Origin of the sequence: Microcoleus sp. LEGE 07076, from assembly GCF_015207455.1 — a bacterium.
Lineage (GTDB): Bacteria > Cyanobacteriota > Cyanobacteriia > Cyanobacteriales > Microcoleaceae > Microcoleus.
The window spans coordinates 1-14,055 of sequence record NZ_JADEWV010000157.1 but is presented as its reverse complement, the minus strand read 5'-3'; the positions used below and the strand labels follow the sequence as shown (position 1 = coordinate 14,055).

The 14,055-nt window shown below is 46.3% G+C and carries 9 protein-coding genes; 1 reads left to right on the top strand and 8 read right to left on the bottom strand.

Going from position 1 to position 14,055, the window contains the following annotated elements; all coding sequences use genetic code 11:
- Nucleotides 1-40: 40 nt before the first annotated feature.
- The 4 genes from IQ270_RS21885 to IQ270_RS21870 form a co-directional block, all read right to left on the bottom strand.
- Nucleotides 41-1,075 carry a patatin-like phospholipase family protein gene (locus IQ270_RS21885; protein WP_193975316.1) on the bottom strand — a complete coding sequence of 345 codons (1,035 nt, stop codon included), beginning with the start codon at nucleotides 1,073-1,075 and terminating at the stop codon, nucleotides 41-43.
- Between the two features lie 124 nt (nucleotides 1,076-1,199).
- Entirely contained in the window at nucleotides 1,200-1,829 is a 630-nt protein-coding gene (mtnB, locus tag IQ270_RS21880; protein WP_193975315.1) for a methylthioribulose 1-phosphate dehydratase, read from the bottom strand.
- Nucleotides 1,830-2,010: 181 nt separating this feature from the next.
- Nucleotides 2,011-2,679 (bottom strand): HAD-IB family phosphatase, encoded by a 669-nt coding sequence (locus tag IQ270_RS21875; protein WP_193975314.1) that lies wholly within the window; start codon nucleotides 2,677-2,679, stop codon nucleotides 2,011-2,013.
- A gap of 272 nt (nucleotides 2,680-2,951) precedes the next feature.
- A complete protein-coding gene (locus IQ270_RS21870) occupies nucleotides 2,952-3,773 on the bottom strand; it encodes a Crp/Fnr family transcriptional regulator (protein WP_193975313.1) in 822 nt (273 codons plus the stop codon).
- Nucleotides 3,774-4,145: 372 nt separating this feature from the next.
- Here IQ270_RS21870 and IQ270_RS21865 point away from each other — a divergent pair, with 372 nt between their 5' ends.
- Nucleotides 4,146-4,979: a DALR anticodon-binding domain-containing protein gene (locus tag IQ270_RS21865; protein WP_228056581.1), complete on the top strand. Its 834-nt coding sequence runs from the start codon at nucleotides 4,146-4,148 to the stop codon at nucleotides 4,977-4,979.
- A gap of 281 nt (nucleotides 4,980-5,260) precedes the next feature.
- Here IQ270_RS21865 and IQ270_RS21860 read toward each other — a convergent pair whose 3' ends face one another.
- The 4 genes from IQ270_RS21860 to IQ270_RS21845 all read right to left on the bottom strand — a co-directional run bounded on the left by IQ270_RS21860 (nucleotide 5,261) and on the right by IQ270_RS21845 (nucleotide 13,816).
- Nucleotides 5,261-9,811, bottom strand: coding sequence for a DUF4347 domain-containing protein (locus tag IQ270_RS21860; protein ID WP_193975312.1), 4,551 nt, complete (start codon nucleotides 9,809-9,811; stop codon nucleotides 5,261-5,263).
- A gap of 899 nt (nucleotides 9,812-10,710) precedes the next feature.
- Nucleotides 10,711-11,871 (bottom strand): hybrid sensor histidine kinase/response regulator, encoded by a 1,161-nt coding sequence (locus tag IQ270_RS21855; RefSeq protein WP_193975311.1) that lies wholly within the window; start codon nucleotides 11,869-11,871, stop codon nucleotides 10,711-10,713.
- Nucleotides 11,868-12,239, bottom strand: a complete 372-nt coding sequence (locus IQ270_RS21850; protein WP_193975310.1) for a response regulator — start codon at nucleotides 12,237-12,239, stop codon at nucleotides 11,868-11,870. Before IQ270_RS21850 ends, IQ270_RS21855 begins: the two co-directional genes overlap by 4 nt.
- A 101-nt stretch (nucleotides 12,240-12,340) precedes the next feature.
- Nucleotides 12,341-13,816 carry an ATPase domain-containing protein gene (locus IQ270_RS21845; protein ID WP_193975309.1) on the bottom strand — a complete coding sequence of 492 codons (1,476 nt, stop codon included), beginning with the start codon at nucleotides 13,814-13,816 and terminating at the stop codon, nucleotides 12,341-12,343.
- Nucleotides 13,817-14,055: the final 239 nt, after the last annotated feature.

Sequence of the window (14,055 nt, the reverse complement as noted above, 5' to 3'; positions counted from 1 at the left end):
CCCTACAATAGGACTCAATCCAAAATCTAAAATCTTCTGGCTACTCGGCAAGCAACAACTCGATAAACTTATCCAACTCTTCGTTATACTTTTCAGCTTGCTTGTTGCCGATACTCAGCAGTTGCGATATCTTCTCTTCCGAAGCATCATCAATCAGCAGCGGTGGTTCGTGGCTCAAATCAGGACTAATTCTCAAATATTGATTTGGTCTTTCAATCGCATCATAAATTTGGATTAATTGATAATTTACAGTTTCAGCAACTCCCGCCATCATGATATTAATCAAAGGCTCAACCCACTGAATTTGACCCCAATTTTTCACTTCTTCGTAGGGGTATTTTTTCTGAGCTTCCCCCGTCCCTAATGATAAAATTACCATATCTTTTGCTGTCGGGCCTCTCTCGGGGCGATCCTCGGACGCTCTGAATTTATTTCTCACTTCCGCGTAGGCACAAAGTGCCGGATTGTTTGCGAATACTCCCCCGTCAATTAAAGCGTAACATTCGTTTGTTAAAGAGTAGATTTTACTAACTTCAAAGTAAGAAGGAGCAGCAGATGTGGCTCGGGCGATATCTCTGATAAAATAATCGAATTCTGGATGTTTTTTAGCATCTATTTGATTGAAAAAATTAGCTTTTCTTCTTTCAATGTCGTAACTGGAAATTAAACAAGGTTTCAGCAATTGGCTGAGTTGGCAATCTCTAAAGTTTTCGCTAAAGGATTTTTCTAATGGAGCGCTCGAATATTTTTCATCTATCAAACCGTCTAGAACTCGAAGTTTTTGCCAAAATGAACTCTTGAAAACGTCGCGGCCGTTGTTGATGGAAAAATTAACCGCGTCTTGGGCAGACCATCGAGGCCGGCTGGGATTTTCGGCATCGGGGAACAAATAGATGCAAGTTAAAATTCCTCCGGCACTTGTGCCGGCGATTAAATCAAAATAGTCAGCTATTCTCGCATCTGGGTTGCCGCTTTTTTGTTGCAGTTTTGACTCGATGCTAACTGCAACTTGCGCGGGGATAATTCCTCTAATTCCGCCTCCATCTATGGATAAAACTCTGTTATATTTAGCCATAATATTTGTGACCTGTTATTGATGTTTGCTTGTTTTATACAGTCTACACAGTAATAGCGGTAATGTGTACGCCGCACACCCTACATAATTCGGTTGTGCGTCTAGAAATTTCCCAAATTCATATCTAATATCTCAAGTCTAAATTTAATTGGCGGGCTGCGATCGTGTATCGCAAAATGTATTCTACAATTTCTACGTAATTGTAGGCGGAGGCTGGCGAGTCAGCCCAGACTGTGATGCCGTGATCGCGAATTAACAAAGCGGGTACAGCAGGCGCACAACTGGCAAAATATTCGCAAATTTCCTTGGCTATCTTAGGGACTGCCAAATAATTTGCAAATAGGGGCATCGACACCTGGGGGTTTTCCTCCCACACTCCCAAACCCTTCAGCATTTCGATCGCGGGTAAGGGCACTGCATCGCCTGCTGTTAGCCGAGAAACTAAATTTGCTTCGATCGAGTGAACGTGATAGCAAGCTTTAGCGTTTGGAAAACAATTGTAAACGGCTAAATGAATGCTGGTTTCGGCGGAAGGGCGGCTTTCGGCTACAAGTTGCTCGACGATCGCGCCGTCGGAACTCATTCTGATAAAATCTTTTTCAGTCAACTGCCCTTTGGCGCGCCCGCTAGCAGTAATCCAAAAACTGCCATCTGGTAAGCGGGCTGAAAGATTGCCAGCAGTCCCCACCATCCAACCGCGATCGTAAAAATGTTTGGCTGCTGCAATTAAATCCAATCTCAAATCGCCACTCATTCTTTCCAAATCCTCAGTTTTTTATCTAGCTTTTATGTTAATAGGGATTGCGCTAGCCTATTTAAATGTAGGGTGCACAATGTACACCTTACCAATACACATACCGCAGAGTGAAGAAACACCAATGCCCTGTTTGGCCAATGCCCGAGAGAATCTAATTCACCTGAGAAAGGCTATAGTTTCAATTCCATTTCTGGGATAAAGTTTCCAACACGTCAAAAAAATTATCCCATTTAGTATAAGGCTTTTGCTGTTCGTCTAGATATTCGGCAAGCCGATCGCGCGCAAACACAGACGAAGCCTGCAAAGCCATATTAAAATCCGTCAGCGAATCTCCAATTGCCACCTGTTCGCAGGCCGGGTGGAGGCGCATCACCCGCACCTTAGACACCAATTCTGTATCTCCTTCAAACTCAGAATTGACTTGCAAACAAGCGCCTGTCGCGTCCAAATCCACAGCGTAAAGGGCGATCGCCCGGTGTACCAAATCGCCCATTACAGCTTCTACCATAATCCGAAGCCCGCCAGAAACGATCGCAAAACCCACCCTTTTATCGTCCAAGAAATCCAGCAATTCCACCAATCCCGGTCGCATCAGCTTTCCCCTAGAAAATTCCACAATTTCCCCGTAACATTCCGAGGGAATAGACTCCAGTAACTGCCGCACTCCCGATCGCAAACTCAGCCTTCTTGCATACATTTCCGGCATCAATTGAGACGACAATTCCGGTGCAAAATGCTTTAGCATTGCCACAAAAGTCTCTTCAACTGTTATCGTACCGTCAAAATCGCAAAATACCACCCGTTGCCGATCGTTGGGAATTGGAGATTTTTGCTTGTCATCGGTCATTGTCAGTCGCACAAGATAGAGAACAGAAAAATTTTACACTATTCATCCTACACCGAACAAGCAACAAGAAAAATCGCAGTCTGAAGAAGGAAGATGCAAGAAAGAATATCGAAGAAAGCTTGAGTTATCGTCGCGATAAAACGCTTGAGTTATCCGGGGAAGAAGCAATCGATTGCACGGACAAAGCGCAATGCGAGAACCGAACCTCCTAGCTGTCTGGCGCGGTTATAATAGCTAACCGCTGTTTACTGGGTTGCGCCCGCAGGATTTTATCAAGAATCTTCGAGTTCGTCTTCGAGTTCGTCTTCGAGTTCGTCTTCGAGTTCATCTTCGAGTTCGTCTTCGAGAAATGCTTCTACATCCTGCTTTTGATTTTTACTCTTTTGGGGGTTAGCCTTAGCCGGCAAACAGATTAAATTGTCATCCTCAGTATTAATCAAACCTTTCGATCGCAACTTGCCCATCAGCCGCGTCACAGTCACCCGCGTTGAGCCGATGGCGCTGCCAATTTGAGCGTGAGTCAACACCCAAGGCAGCCGGTAGCCCCGAACCACATCCGGTTCTGTCTCACCTACGTAAGGTTCACCAAACTCTTCGATCAGCAAAGTGAGAAAACCCAGCAGTCGGTCGATCGTCCGGCGCTGTCCCAAAGTGCTCAGCCAGAGCAGTTTTCGCTGGTGTTGATAGCGAAACGCATCCAAAATTTCCCTGCGGAAGTGAGGCCAATTATCCAAATCGTGCCAATACATCCACACTACGTGAGTTTGATCGGCGTGAGCGAAAGCTTGGAGGGTAAACGGAGACTGAGCAACCAGTTCAAACGGTTGACCCGCGCCGACGAAGCCCAAAAAAGCTTCTTCTGTAGTTTTGCGAGCTGATTTTAACCCGGGCTTCGCCGAGGCGCTAACTTGAGCGCTACCTACGAGCCGCACAGCACCTTTCTGGACTAAATAGAGCAGTCCTGGTCTGGCGGGAATCTTCTCGTCTTTGCTAAAAGTCCGGCAGCGGTAGTGTTCCTGGGCCCAGTCAATAATTCGCTGCCAAGTGATAAAAGGTCGGTCGATCGTCTCTACAGGTGTGGAAGTTGATTGCATAAGTGAGGCTTTGGGATATATTTAATTCGTCAAAAAAACAGCTTCTGCCAGCATTGCGATACAAAGTGAGACAACCAACCCCCGATCGAGCTTGCACGCTTCAGAAGCGTGCTGACTCTTCTCTGTTTCACCTAAAAATTCAATGTAGCAAAAAATACATTAAAATGGTAGAGTTCAGCCAAGAGTTTTTCGTAAATTATTATATATGCACCCCAAAAATCGCTCAAGCGCCGATTAATTCGATGTAGGCCGTCCGGGCGAGCCGATCGACCATCTTTAGATATCAGCAGTTTAACGTACAACAACAGCCCCAGCGGTAACACTCTCCAGTCACTTTTACCCCAGGATCGACCAATAATTGATACAGCAAATATGCAGCAGTGCCGAGAAGTTACAGTTAAGTGTTTTTTGCTTTCTCAGTTTCCCGGCGCGATCGCCCAGCAGAAGACGCTGGCACAAATTCCGTTAAATCGGGGTAAAGATAGCGATCGGGTGCTGTACGTGTCTGCGATCGCCCTCAAATTGGCTAAAACTTGGCAGCAGACACCGCAGGCGATCGCAGCACAGTTAGCCGAAAATCTCGAACCGCTGTGCAGTCCAGATTTCGCCATTAAAGTCGCGCCAACGGGCATAATTGAGCTAGAGCTGACTGATACAGGTTTAGCCATCTGGTTGCAGCGTTTAGCTCAAAATTCCCTCCCACTCCCAGAATTTAGAATATTATCTCCTGCGTTGTCAGCCGATCGGCTGTTTCCCATTCAATACAGCCACGCGCGCTGCTGTTCCCTGCTGCGAATGGCCGATCGCGATCTGTTAATTGCGATCGGCCAACCCGATGTCGCCACAGCACCCCAAATTTGGTCGCTAACAACCCCAAACCCCATCCCCTGGCTCGACGACAAAAAGCTGCGATTAGTACATCCAGCAGAATACAATTTAATCTCACAACTAATCACAGCCCTAGACAATTTATCTCCAGTTTTTCGGAATTGCACCCAACAAAAACCACTCAACTTTTTCAAAACAGCTAATAATTTGAGCCAAGCATTTCAGACTTTTTACAGCCAGTGTCGAATTTGGGGTGAAGTTAAAACAGAAACACCAAAACTTGCCCAAGCCAGATTAGGCTTAGTATTAGCAACTCAATCATTACTCAGGTTTATCCTAGAAGAATTATTGAACGCTGTGGCTCCCTTAGAACTTTGATTTGTTTTTCTATTAGCGATCGATCCCTCCTAGGGCGTATTTTCAAAGTCTAGATCCCCCCCGACCCCCCTTAAAAAGGGGAGATAAAGAGTGGCTAAGTCCCCCTTCTTAAGGATTTTCTGATTTGATTAAACGAACTGATAAAGCGACAGAAGTCTTCTCTTTCGTCCCCCTTTTTAAGGGGGATTTAGGGGGATCTAGACTTTGCCTAAAAGCGACATTTGTATGGGTTTCAGGCCTAAATTGACACCAATGCGCCCGTGCCTACCCCTCTGATGGCTCTAAGCTAAATTGAAATTCGCAGCATTAATCAAGCTGGCAGACACCCCATTCAGAGAAGCTAAAATTTCACCTGTTGCCGACAAACGGATGAAAGTTGAACTGTTTTCTTGAGTAACAGACAATTGCGAGAAAGTCAGTCCGTTACCCAAAACTAACAAGTCTTTACCAACTTCAAAGTCAGTAATAATATCAGTCCCAGAATTGGTGGAAAGCAAGAATTTATCATTGCCATTACCTCCCGTCAAAACATCACTTCCCAAACCGCCAGTCAGCAAATCATCACCCTTACCTCCCAGCAGAATATCGTTGCCATCACCGCCATTCAAAATGTCAGCACCGCGGCTGCCAAACAACGCATCATTTCCGCTACCTCCCAGCAGAATATCGTTACCTTTGCCGCCGAAAAGAGAGTCATTGCCAGAGGTACCGTCGAGGTAATCATTGCCCCTCATGCCCATCAAAACATCATTTTCGCTGCCGCCAGTCAGGATATCGTCGTCATTTGTACCGAGAATTGCATCTGGAGAATTGCTGCCGAAATCCGCATCGCCCGTGACAACAGGAGTCGCAATCCCACCAGGTGTTGTTACAGCTTCAATTTTGGTATCTAAAGCCGTACCAGTATTCTCAGCAACTAACTGGGAAATTGGCTTGCTTCCGGCACCAACGGCTTTAAAGTCTTGACTCGTTGCGCCCAAAGATACTTTTTGGACGCGGGCGACTGCTTCGGGAATGGATGTTCCTGTTGTACTGGAGACAGCGCTATCAATGCGTTGATTTGCTGTTGCCATTACTGTCGCAGCTTGCGAGGCAATTTGGGTGAAGTTTTGACTGTTAAAAGTCGGGTCAACTTGCTTGATTCTACTGACAGATTGCTGAATTATTGGTTCTAAATCTGCTGCATTGCTGAGGTTTAAAACTGTACTGGATTGAATTCGAGTCGTAAGTGAACTGACAACAGCCTTGACAATATCCTTAGTTAATGCACTAGAAGCACCGTCAATCAAAGCGCTAGTTTGAGTGATGACGTTTTGGACTTTCACCATTGCGGATAAGACTTGGACTCCTCCTGGCTGGTTGTTGTTGGTTGCCTTGATGGGATCGAAGCTAATTAGGTCAATATCAGCGGGGATGCCAAGGGAAGTTTTGACGGAAGATTGTGCCTGTTCTGATGTAACTCCTTTGTCGATTAAGTCAGCAACTAAGCTGGTTAAGAGGGTGACAACAGTAGCATCTGGTGGTGCGGTAACTGGTGTTTCTAGCGGTAAACCGGTGGCGGTATCGGTGCCACCTATGGCAACTATATTGCCTTCTTCTGGGTCAATTTCCCCGTTTTCATTTTTGTCAAAAATGTTGGAGGCGAGATTCAGATTGAATTCACCATTAGGGCTAGTTATGGCAGAGGGTTCGTTAGGATCGAGTATGCCGTTTTTGTTGGCATCTAAGAAGACAGTAGCACCAGCAATGTAATTGTCAATCACAAAACCAAAACCGCTGAAATTGTTACTATTGAACCGGACGATCTCGCTAACGCTGGCACCTGATGAATCCGTTCCCGTTATCTTCAGCCAGTAGCCAAAACTCTTCGGGCGAGTTTCGCCTATATTAATGGTGCGAGTTTCGGGATCGAAAGTTAACCATGAAGGGAGAGGAATTTCATCAAAACTTGACCCATCGATCGGCTTCCGATAGTCAACGCCGTTGAGATCCTTTTGCGAAGCGAACTTAGGTTGCTTCGACGCGATCGCGATCGTATAATTAATGCTGTCGCCCGGATCGGGGTCAGTATAAGTGTTTGGATCGAAGGTAAACGTATTGCCAGTTTGAAAAAAATCTCGCGATCCACTTTGCGACCAGATAGAAATATTTACAACTGGTGGGCGATTATCCGTTGGTGTCGGTGTTGGTGTCGGTGTTGGTATCGGTATTGGTGACGGTGGTGTCGGTGTCGGCGTTGGTGGTGTGGGTGTCGGCGTTGGCGATATTGGCGTCGGCGTTGGTGGTTCTGGTGTGGGTGTTGGCGTTGGTGTTAGTGGTGGTGGTGTCGGCGTTGGTGTTAGTGGTGGTGCTGGTGTTGGTGTCGGCGTTGGTGGTGTGGGTGTCGGCGTTGGTGGTGGTGTTGGTGTCGGCGTTGGTGGTGTTGGTGTCGGCGTTGGTGGTATTGGCCCTGGTATCGGTGTGAATATCGGTCTTGGTGGTGGTGTTGGTGTTGGTGCTTCTGGTATCGGTATCGGTGGCGATATTGGTGTCGGTGCAGTGTAATTAATAATAGTCGTGGTAGCAGTATCAGCGGTAATTATCGGTATTGCCGCTGCGACACCTGTGGGATTTGACAGGGTGACGGTAATAGTTTCATCAGGTTCAACTACGGTGTCGCCCAACACATCCAGAGTAATGGTTTTCGATATTTCACCGGTCACAAAATTAATCGTACCCGTAGTAATTCGTGCGCCAGAAGTGCCGCCGATATTGTTATAATCGGTGACGTTGGTAGCAGTTCCTGCGATCGCATAGTTGACGCTACTTGCCCCGCTAGTGTCCTCGCTGCGAGTCACAGTGAAAGTTAGAGGTTTTTTGCCGCTATTGCCTTCCTCAATGGTGGCAGCATTGGTGGCAATGGCATAAGCAACAGAACCTCGATCGGCAATAGTTAGTGTGGTTTGTTTTGTGAAACCAGCCATCGCACCTGTGATTGTACCCAGGTTAAAAATTGCGGTTTCGGCGTTTTCTTTGATACTGTCAGACTTGATAGTAACTGCAATATTCTGGGTGAGTGCGTCACCTGTTGCACCTGCGGGGAAGGTAATCGAAGTAGGGGAAAAGGTGTAGTCTGAATTTTGGGTGGCTGTGCTGCTGGGGTCGAGGACAATTGGCACAACTACATCGTTTAAGGGAGTGCCACCAGTGATGATGACGGGAATATTAACTACTGTGTCTGTTGTTCCTTCCACGCTGCTGTAAGTGGCTGCACCGAAATTAACTGTATTCGATGTATTCAGCAGAACCGAGACATTGTTACTGAAAGCCGTAGCTATATCCAACTTGCCGTCAGCATTAAAATCTGCCGCAGCCATAGAAGCTTCACTTTGCCTGAGGCTTCGGGTCGTAAAGTTGCTGAGATTACCAAATTGACCCGTACCATCTCCTAACAAGACTGAAACGGTATAAAAGTCGTTAGACGTGGCTAAATCGACTTTGCTGTCGCCGTTAAAGTCGCCTGCAAGTATAGAATAGGGACGAAATTTGACAGCAAAGTTGGTAGCATTACCAAAATTACCCGTACCATCTCCCAAGAAGACTGAGACATCTTGATCAGTGCTATTATTGGCGGCGAGATCGAGTTTACCGTCGCCATTAAAGTCGCCTGTGACGACAGTGTGATCCCCTCTCCTTGCGGTAAGGTTAACGGCGGAGTTAAAGTTGCCATTACCATCTCCTAAGAAAATGGAGATGTTATCAGTATCGTCCCTATTCGACGTGACCAAATCGACTTTGCCGTCGCCGTTAAAGTCGGCTGTGGCAACAGTATACTTGAGTTTTTGGGTATTAATCTTAACGGCAGTGCCAAAGCTACCAGTACCAGATCCGAAAAGTATTGAAATGAATGTATCGCCGTTACGAATTGTGGCTAAATCTAAGTTGCCATCTCCGTTAAAGTCGGCGGCTGCGATCGAGCTATGATTTATGTCTTGACCGAAGTTGGTAGGATTGCCAAAACTGCCCGTACCTGTCCCCAGCCGGATGGAAACGAAACCGCCATTACCAGGATTCGCTACAGCTAAATCGAGTTTGCCGTCTCCATTAAAGTCGCGCACTGCAACGCCAGAGGGACTCTCGTTACCTGGATTAAATAAGGTGATAGGAGTAGCAAAGCTGCCCGTACTACCCGTCCCCAACAATATGGAAATATCTCTGGAGTTCCTGTTTAGCACGGCTAAGTCGAAGAAACCGTCTCCGTTAAAGTCGCCCGTGCCCATGTCAGCAATCGGTGTACCCACACTATAGTTCCTGGCTTCACTGAAGGTGGAGAGGACGTGGCTGTATGCTGCTAGAACTTCGGGCCGAAATGCTAAAGAGGCTGCTATTTTCCCGGTTGTTACTTCTAGTTCCCAGTCGCCGCCTTTTGCTGCACTGCCGATGAGGTTTTTGGAGGCGGCAACTTTGGTATTTGTGAGTTGGGCGATGCGCTGGATGAAGGTGAAGGATGTCAATGCGACATTACAACCATAAATCAGAATCTCCGCACGAGGAGTTAAAGCACTCCGCCACTGCTGCAATTTCTCGGCATAAGTTTCCAGATTGTCAGAACACAATCTGGTTTTGCCCAGTTGCAAGCTGCCGGGAGATCCGTGCGAAATTATGTGAATGCTGTCAATATTGCTGCGAAGAGCTAAAACTTCGGTAATTTGGTCGATCGCATCCCGGTTCTCATCCAAAATTACTACTTCCGTACCCGGTGTTACCCCGGCAATCAAACTTTGATAATCTGTAACTTGAGAATCGATAAAGGCGATCGCACTTCCTGAAACTTGAGTGTTTGAAGTTGGCATGACAAAACCTATTGCTAGTTTAAACAAGATGGAAAATTGATTGTCAAATCATCAGAATTTATTGCATAAAACATTGTAAATTTTTGAGAAATATCTACGATGTTTTATACAGGCACAGCTTCTAACGGAGGGAGTACCCCCGTGTTTTTCTCCTCGCCCGCGAGGACAAACATGATTCAACTTTGCACGCGCCTACTAAGTAGGTATGCGGAATTAAACCAAACTACGTAACAGTATGGAAATAAAGTTAAATTACCCAGTTTTAAGGGATTTGCACGCTTTACAATCGTTTACATAGTTACGTTTTACAGCGCCTAGTTTGTTGATTGCCGATCGAGAATGCTGCAAGAGATATTAAGTCGATCGCCCTTTCTACCGTATTTTGATTAAATCACGTGGCTATTTGAGTTCTTGAGTGAGTTCTCATCGACTTCTCATCGACTTCTCAATACTCCCTTAGCCGTGCAACACAACATTGTCAAAATACAAGCGAAATGCTTCAGTTTCTTCGCTTTGTTCGGAAGGACAAAACTACGTTAAAATACAATACCGTTGAGTTAACATATTTATGCCCTGGAGATCCCTTGCAGCATCCCCCTTCTTAAGGGGGACGCAAGAGGGCATTCTTGTCCCACCCCCTACTCCCCTTGAGAAGGAGTGTGCCAGGGAGATCGTCTTAAGTAAACCGTATTGCGTTAAAATATGTATAGCAATCCTAAACAATCGCGCAAAATATGTAGGGGTAGTGCCTTTCTTTGCCTACCCTCGATCGGGGATATTCACGATCGGGCATAGCTACCCTACCCTTCACCCAACCCCTGCGGGAAACGGTAACGCACGCGCGTGAGGGGGAGAGTTCCTACAATAAATTAGACAAATGATGCGAGGATAACTATAGTTTAAGGCATGGCAGGCAAAACTTGCTCTTCTTCAATTTTGGCGATCGGCAGCGTTACCGTAAACGTACTCCCGACACCCTCTTCACTGCTCAACACAATTTCGCCGCCGTGCAAGTCCACGCATTTTTTAACAATGCTCAGCCCCAATCCAGTACCAGGAATTATACCGACATTTGCAGCCCGGTAAAACGAATCAAACAGCCGTTCTTGGTCTGCCAAAGGTATGCCAATTCCGGCATCTTTTACCGAAAAAATTACCTCAATTTCAGTAACTTTTAATTCAAAAAATACTTGAGTATTTGGGGCAGAATATTTAATAGCATTTGACAGCAAATTGCCCAGAATTCGGCGCAGCAAGCTCGCATCCAAACAAACCATCGCCGATTCACTGTGATTCACAAAAATCAGCGTCACCGGATCGGTTTGAGGCTTCAACTTCAGGCCGCTCTGAAATTCCGCTACCAGTTCATTACAAAACTTTGCTAAGTCTAGCGGTATCGAGCAAAACGCGATTTTTCCCGACTCAGATCGACCCAGCAGCAAAACGTCATCTAATAACCGATCGATACTTTTTACTGCTGCTTGAGTTTTGTCTAGCATTTCTTGTGTTTTTTCATCTGTTAATGTCGATTTGTATTTGGTAAGAACTTGCGTAGTGCCGAGGATGAAGTTCAAAGGATTGCGAACGTCGTGAGCAATCATGTACAGCAAAGATGTTTTCATCTCGTTGAGTTCTTGGGCTGTTTGCAATGCGAGATCGAGTTGGTCGTGAGACAATTTGAGAGTTAAAGACAACTGGCGCGATCGCAGCAAAATCTCCACCCGCGCTTGCAATTCTATCTTCTCGACCGGAGCAATAATTAAATCATCAATAGTTTGCCAAATAAATTGCGTTGCCATCTTGACATCTGAGCGAGATGTAATTAAAAGAAAAGGCAAACATACGGGGTGTTCTGCCTGTTTTTTTGCAGCGATCCATTGCCAGTGGATTTTCAAAGCCTGACCGTCAATTATCGCCAGGTCAAAAGATTGATTAAGCGATAAAAAATCATCAATATTTTCGGTTGAGTTGGGCAGCAATACCTCATAGTAAACTGCCAGCCATTCTAATAACAAGCGGCGATTTTCTTTTTGTTCGACAAGCAATAAAATTTGACTCACGCAGGTTCTCCTAGCAAGCTGTGAATAACAAACAGCAAATCTCTAACGATCAAAGGTTTTACCAATATACTCCGAGCACCGCGGGAGAAGCTTTCGTGTCCAATGGCAGCGCTTTGTTTGGGCGAAAGTATCAGAAAAGGGATTTGGTGACTTTGCAGTTGTTCGCAGCAGTCCCAAATCCGGCGATCGAAACCAGAAATATCTACTAAAGCCATCTTGATCCTAGCAGGCTGACCGATCGCTCGCGCCGCATCTTCCAAGTCAGAAGCTGCCAACATCTGGTATCCTTCTTTGTTAAGAAATTGTGATAAGAGTTCCAAGTTTCGCTGATTGCGGTCAACCGCTAAAATTATTGAATTGCCAGTCATCTGTCAGCTTCCTCGGAATCAGGCTGATGCCATTTGAGATTTGCTCGATAGATTGGGTAAAAACCCCGTCCTTTAAACACAGATCGACCCAGAACCCCGATTCAATCTTCATCAGTTCCTTTGTCAATCCACACCGGCCCGGAACTCAAAATGCCGCGCAGCCCCCATATCGGTTTGCTGACTTTGATGCCGTAGCGAGTAATATCGAGTTCTCGCAGAGTTTTCTCGAAATTGCTGACTCGTTTTTTAATTACGCCGATCGCCTTGCGGATTTCTGTTCTATTATGCAGTTGGCGTTCCAGATAGCGGATAAACAGAATATTATCCGCCAAATAGCTAATCCCGATCTCGGTCATCCGAAAATCTCCACCAACCCCTTCTACCTCATTAATCAAGATCACCGTCACTCCCATATTCTTGAGATACTTGCACAAAGCGTGCAAATTGTTCACCAAATCTTGCCCCCGCATCGAAAGCTGATAGCCAGAAATACTGTCAATCATCACAATCCGCGTCTTTTCCTGCTCCACCTCTCGGCGTACCATATTGGCAAACTGATCCGGCGAGTAGAGTAAAGGTTCCACAGGTATCACCGAAAGACTTCCCTGCGCCATCATCGCCCCAACCGGGATGTTAACTGATTCGCAGCGGTGCAGCAGAGTCGAAATTGACTCCTCAAAAATGTAAACTACCGATCGTTCCCCCCTTCCCGCCGCCTCCTTCATAAACTGAATTCCCACCGTCGTTTTACCCGCACCGCTAGGCCCAGTAATCACCGTCACAGTCCCCCGTTCCAGTCCCCCGTGCAAAAGTTCGTCCATTTCTGGAACCCCAGCAGAAATCGGTTCAGCCACAAAATCCTGTTGATAGTTGTCTGGAAGCAGTCGCGGAAATACCTCCATCCCAGCCTCAGTCAGGCGCAGCGAATGGCGGCCGTCGCGGAAGTTGGAACCGCGCAGCTTGGTGACAGACAGAGTGCGCCCTTCAGGCCGCAATTCTAAGTAAATTACGCCATCGCTGATGAATTGCAAATCGTCGTCGGGAGCACTTGATGTCCCTTCGGAGGTGAACACCACTGTCGCGCCTCCTTCCACCAAAAACCGCAGAAAAGACAGAACTTGCTTGCGAAACTGAAACTCATCTGCTGCTAAGTAGCGAAATTGAGTAATTGCATCCAAAAACACCCGTTGCGGCTTGACAGCTTGGACTCGTTCGATAATCTTTTGTGTAGTGGGTTCTCGTTCTACTTCTGACGGGGAGAAAATGTCATAGGTTTGAACTTCTGTAAAAAATTCGGAGGAGGGGCTCAAATCGAGGAAAGCCACCGCTTCGATATCAAAACCGAGAGTTTCGGCATTGGCGCGTAATTGCGCTTCCGGTTCTCCTAAAGTAATAAACAGCGGCTTTTCACCCACAGCAATACCTGCGGCCAAAAAGTGAAAGCCCAGCGTAGTCTTGCCAGTACCCGGGCCGCCGCGCACCAGATAAGATCGCTGAGGAATCAGCCCGCCGTCAATCACTTCGTTGAGACCGGTAATTCCCACAGAAAGCCGGTTTTGAGATATTTGTTTGTTCATGTTTTGAATATCGGGCCCGTATTAATATTTAATGGTTTTAGGCAGTGCTGTAATTATTTTTTTACCTGGTGTCTGATAACCTTCATGAAATCTTTCTCTACCGAAAATTACGTTACCACACAAGAATTAGAAAGTATTGTCGGCACTGCTGCCATCTGTTTGTGGCAAGACACAGAGGTTGTTTGGCAAAATCGGGTAGAAAAAGCAATTGCGCCCGGTACTTCAATAGACTGCACTGT

Coding starts and splice junctions, on each gene's coding strand:
- IQ270_RS21845 (WP_193975309.1), bottom strand. CDS start 13,816: ATGAACAAACAAATATCTCAAAACCGGCTTTCTGTGGGAATTACCGGT.
- IQ270_RS21865 (WP_228056581.1), top strand. CDS start 4,146: ATGCAGCAGTGCCGAGAAGTTACAGTTAAGTGTTTTTTGCTTTCTCAG.
- IQ270_RS21870 (WP_193975313.1), bottom strand. CDS start 3,773: ATGCAATCAACTTCCACACCTGTAGAGACGATCGACCGACCTTTTATC.
- IQ270_RS21875 (WP_193975314.1), bottom strand. CDS start 2,679: ATGACCGATGACAAGCAAAAATCTCCAATTCCCAACGATCGGCAACGG.
- mtnB (WP_193975315.1), bottom strand. CDS start 1,829: ATGAGTGGCGATTTGAGATTGGATTTAATTGCAGCAGCCAAACATTTT.
- IQ270_RS21850 (WP_193975310.1), bottom strand. CDS start 12,239: ATGACTGGCAATTCAATAATTTTAGCGGTTGACCGCAATCAGCGAAAC.
- IQ270_RS21885 (WP_193975316.1), bottom strand. CDS start 1,075: ATGGCTAAATATAACAGAGTTTTATCCATAGATGGAGGCGGAATTAGA.
- IQ270_RS21860 (WP_193975312.1), bottom strand. CDS start 9,811: ATGCCAACTTCAAACACTCAAGTTTCAGGAAGTGCGATCGCCTTTATC.